This is a genomic window from Streptomyces niveus (assembly GCF_001723055.1).
In the GTDB taxonomy this organism is placed as follows: domain Bacteria; phylum Actinomycetota; class Actinomycetes; order Streptomycetales; family Streptomycetaceae; genus Streptomyces; species Streptomyces niveus.
The window spans coordinates 1-4,074 of record NZ_MDCR01000496.1 but is presented as its reverse complement, the minus strand read 5'-3'; the positions used below and the strand labels follow the sequence as shown (position 1 = coordinate 4,074).

General features: G+C 72.3%; 3 protein-coding genes and 1 pseudogene. 3 read left to right on the top strand and 1 reads right to left on the bottom strand.

Going from position 1 to position 4,074, the window contains the following annotated elements; all coding sequences use genetic code 11:
* Window positions 1-783 (top strand): annotated as a pseudogene (locus BHU15_RS40670) (hypothetical protein); the annotation flags it as partial.
* Between the two features lie 70 nt (window positions 784-853).
* On the opposite strand, the gene BHU15_RS36770 reads toward BHU15_RS40670, so the two are convergent.
* Complete coding sequence (locus BHU15_RS36770; protein ID WP_069631044.1) at window positions 854-1,750, bottom strand: DUF3152 domain-containing protein; 897 nt, start codon at window positions 1,748-1,750, stop codon at window positions 854-856.
* A 252-nt stretch (window positions 1,751-2,002) separates the two neighbouring features.
* Here BHU15_RS36770 and BHU15_RS36765 point away from each other — a divergent pair, with 252 nt between their 5' ends.
* Both BHU15_RS36765 and BHU15_RS36760 read left to right on the top strand, forming a co-directional pair.
* Window positions 2,003-2,689 (top strand): response regulator, encoded by a 687-nt coding sequence (locus tag BHU15_RS36765; RefSeq protein ID WP_023539743.1) that lies wholly within the window; start codon window positions 2,003-2,005, stop codon window positions 2,687-2,689.
* Window positions 2,686-4,074, top strand: a 1,389-nt coding sequence (locus BHU15_RS36760; protein WP_069631043.1) for a HAMP domain-containing protein, incomplete at its 3' end; no start/stop codon positions are given. The genes BHU15_RS36765 and BHU15_RS36760, both read left to right, overlap by 4 nt.

Sequence of the window (4,074 nt, the reverse complement as noted above, 5' to 3'; positions counted from 1 at the left end):
ACGAACTGCTCGGCCGACGCCTGGTGCTCCTCCAACTCCCGTAGCCCGCGTGCCAGGTTGAGCCGGATCTGGGCCAGCAGCCGCTCGTCGACCGTGTCCGAGGCGTCGTCCAGGACCAGGGATTCGAGTACGGCGACGGCGTCGGCCGAGCAGTTCGTACAGCTGGCGGAGACGGTCGCGGCCTGGGAGGACAGGACCACGTACACACTGGTCACCGCCGAATCCGCGATCGCGCTGGCACGGGCGGACCGCTGGGACGCGGCCCGCGCGGCGTACGAACGGGCCCTGCTCGCACACCGCGACACCCGTCTGCCGGGGCAGGCCGGTCTGATCTGCGAAATGGCGCGGGAGTTCGCGGCGCTCACGATGGCGGCCGAAGGCCCGGATGGCATCGAGACGGCTCTCGCCCGCCTCGCCGAGGCCGACGAGATCCGCGGCGCCGCCGCCGGGGACGCGGAGGACCTCGTCCACTGGTACGAGGCGGGGGCCACCGCGTACCAGCGCGCCCGCGCGCTCGCCGCCGCCGAACGCTTCCCCGAGGCACTGGCCGAGATGGAGCGCGCCATCACGGCGTACGAGGAAGGCGGCGAGCAGGGCGAGACACCCCGCGCGGAGGCGACCCGCGTGGCCGCGCTGATCGAGGCCAACGGCCTGAACTCCCCCCAGGCGGCGATAGCCAGACTCGACACGGCGATCACCCGCTGCGAGAAGGCGGGCATCCAGCACGCGGCGCAGATCCTGTCCGCCCTCCGCACCGATTTCGCGACGCAGCGCGAGGACTGACGGGCGCCTCGTCGTCCTCGCGCACCCGCGCCCCCGCGTCCTCGTGCGGTCGTGCCCGGCGTGCCGGCTTCTACGGCACGCCGGGCCCCTGGAGATAGACACCTTTCTCGTCGTACGGCCAGGCGTTGGCCTCGCACCCGTGCAGGCCGTCTATCTGCTGCATCATCGCCGGGGCCGGGCGGCCAGGACCCGGGCAGCCCTCGTGCCCGTGACCGATGCGGTGTCCGACCTCGTGATTGATGATCAGGGCGCGGTACTCGTGCAGGGGGCCGGGGAACTGGGGCGAACCGGTCAGCCAGCGCTTGAGGTTGACGATCACCTGGTCGCCCACGTTGCAGTTGACCTCGCCCCGTGTGTGCAGACCGGCGGCGCCGCAGATCCGGTCCACCGTGTCCGGTGTCGCGATCTTCACCTCGAAGTCGCGTGGCCCGGAGGAGACGAGTTGGAAGCCGTCCCGGCCGTTGGCCGTCCAGCCGCGCCGGTCGCCGAGGACGCCCGCTATCTCTTTCGCCGCCTCGGCCGCGGGGATGCCGGTACCTCCTTCGACCTGCACGGAGTAGCGGCGGATGGTGCCGGTGCCGACGGGTCCGCCGTTCGCGGCGGCCGTGCTGAACTCGCCCGTGCCGCTCTTGACGACCCGGTGGGTGGACGCCTTCGGCGACGGCGACATCGAAGGCGACGGGGACGGGGACGGGGAGGGCGACGAGCCGCCGCCCCGGTCGGCGGCACCCTGCTCAGCCGCACCCGGCTCAACCACGCCCTGCCCGGCGGCCGACGACGACGAGCCCCCGCCCTGCCAGCGAACGGCGCCCAGAACGGCCAGGGCCAGGCCCGCCAGGACGACCAGCGCCGCCACCCCCAGCAGCCGCCTGCGCCGGGCGGCGGCCCGCTTCCGTAGGGCCGCCCGGCGAGAGAGGCGGGCAACGTGCGAGGCCCGACCCGCACGTCGGTTGTTGGCATGGCGCATGAGGCGGCGAGATCCCGTCGTCGACGGCCCGGTGCGACCGGGCCGGTGGTCCACCCCGGTTCAGGGGGCGGACCCAGGCTGCGAACCCCAGATGACCGGCCTTGGCGCAGAAGATCACGAGAAGATAACGGTCTGCTCGGCCTCCTGTTCGCCTCCCCCACCTCGTACGGCGCATAAGACCATCGCGTAACAGCGCCCGCAGCGGGGCCGCGATCGCACAGACATTCCCCCGGGCCGACGCATACTGGGCGGATGTCCCGCGTGCTGCTCATCGAGGATGACGACGCCGTCCGCCGGGCCGTCGACCTGGGGCTCAGACGCCAGGGGCACGACGTCCACGCGGTGGCGACCGGAGAAGAAGGGCTCGACCGGCTGGCCCGGATCCGGCCCGACGTCGTGGTGCTCGACCTCATGCTGCCCGGTATCGGCGGCCTTGACGTATGCCGCCGGGTCCGCGACCGGGACCAGGTGCCGATCATCATCGTGACCGCCAAGGGCGACGACGTGGACGTGGTCGTCGGACTGGAGGCGGGCGCCGACGACTACGTCGTCAAGCCGGTCCAGGCCCGCGTACTCGACGCCCGGATCCGCGCCGTCCTGCGCCGCCTCGACGCACCCGCCCCGGACCACGCGCGCCCCCGGCCCGAGTCCCACGGCCCGCTGACCATCGACCGGGCCGGCCTCGTGGTGACCCACCACGGAGAACGGGTCCTCCTCGCGGCCTCTGAACTGCGCCTGCTGATGACCCTGTCGGCGGCTCCGGGGCAGGTGCTCAGCCGCCAGCAACTCCTCGAAATGGTGTGGGAGCACAGCTACCACGGCGACATCCGGCTCGTCGACGCGTGCGTGAAACGCCTGCGCGGAAAGCTCGGCGAGGCGGGCCGGGAGTCGGGCTGCATCGAGACCGTACGCGGCTTCGGTTACCGCTTCCGCTCATGACGTCTCAAGGGCACATACCGAAGACGGCCCCCAGGAAACGAAGCCGCCCCCGCTCCCTGGGCGGCCTGCGCGCCCGGCTCCTGTTCTCCTTCGTCCTGGTCGCCGCGCTCAGCGCCCTCGGCACCGGCGCGCTCACCTTCCAGCAGGCGCGTACCGGAGTCCTCCAGCAGAGCCAGGACACGGTCGTCAACCAGTTCCGGCAGAGCGTCGACGCCGCGGTCCTCGAACTGCCCTCCGCCCCCGGCCAGGAGGAACTCGACAGCCTGGTCGCGCGGCTCGCGCGCGAACACCGGACGCAGCAGTGGAACGTCCTCGCGACGTACGGCGATCTGCGCGCGGCCTCGTCCGGCCTGGCGTCCCTGGGCGGACTGACCTCCGAACTGCGCGCATCGGTGGAGACGCGGCCGGTCGCCGTCTTCCAGCGCGTACGGACGGGAAACCACTCGTCCCTCGTCGTCGGTCTGCCGGTCACCTACTCCGGGGACGGCTACACCGCGCGTACGCTGTCGGGGCTCACGCTCTACCTCATCGTTCCGCAGAAGAGCGAACAGGCGTACGTGGACGCACTGGTGACGGCGGTCGAACGGGCCACCCTGCCCGCCCTCGGCCTCGCCGCCCTGCTGGCGCTGCTGCTCGCGCGCGGCGTCCTTCGCCCCGTACGGGCACTGAGCAAGGCGACCCGGAGAATGGCCGACGGCCACTTCGACGTACGGCTCAGCGTCGAGGGCACCGACGAACTCGCCGACCTCGCCCAGGCGTTCAACGACACCGCCGCCGCGCTGGAGGAGTCCGTCACCGAACTGCGGCGCATGGAGGCCGGAGCACGGCGCTTCGCGGCCGACATATCGCACGAACTACGCACTCCGCTGGCCGCGATGACGGCGGTCACCGACGTACTCGCCGAGGAGACTCCCGGCCTCGTCGGTGACACGGCCGACGCGGTGCACCTCATCACCGAGGAGACGCTGCGCCTCGCACGGCTCGTGGACGACCTGATGGAGATCTCCCGCTTCGACGCCCACGCGGCCGAACTGAACCTGGACGACCTGGACCTGGCCGAGTCCCTGCGGCGCACACTCGCCATCCGGGGCTGGCCCGACGACGTGCGTACCGACCTGCCGGACGGCATACGGGCCCGGGTCGACCCGCGCCGCCTCGACGTGGTGGTGGCCAACCTCGTGGGCAACGCGCTGCGCCACGGAGGACAGCCGGTGACCCTGACCCTGGCACTGCGCCGCGCACCGGACGAACCCGGCGTACTGATCGAGGTGTCGGACCACGGCCCCGGCATCCCGGAGTCGGCGCTTCCGCACCTCTTCGAGCGCTTCTACAAGGCCGGCCCGGCACGCAGCCGCAGCGAGAGCAGCGGCCTGGGCCTGGCGATC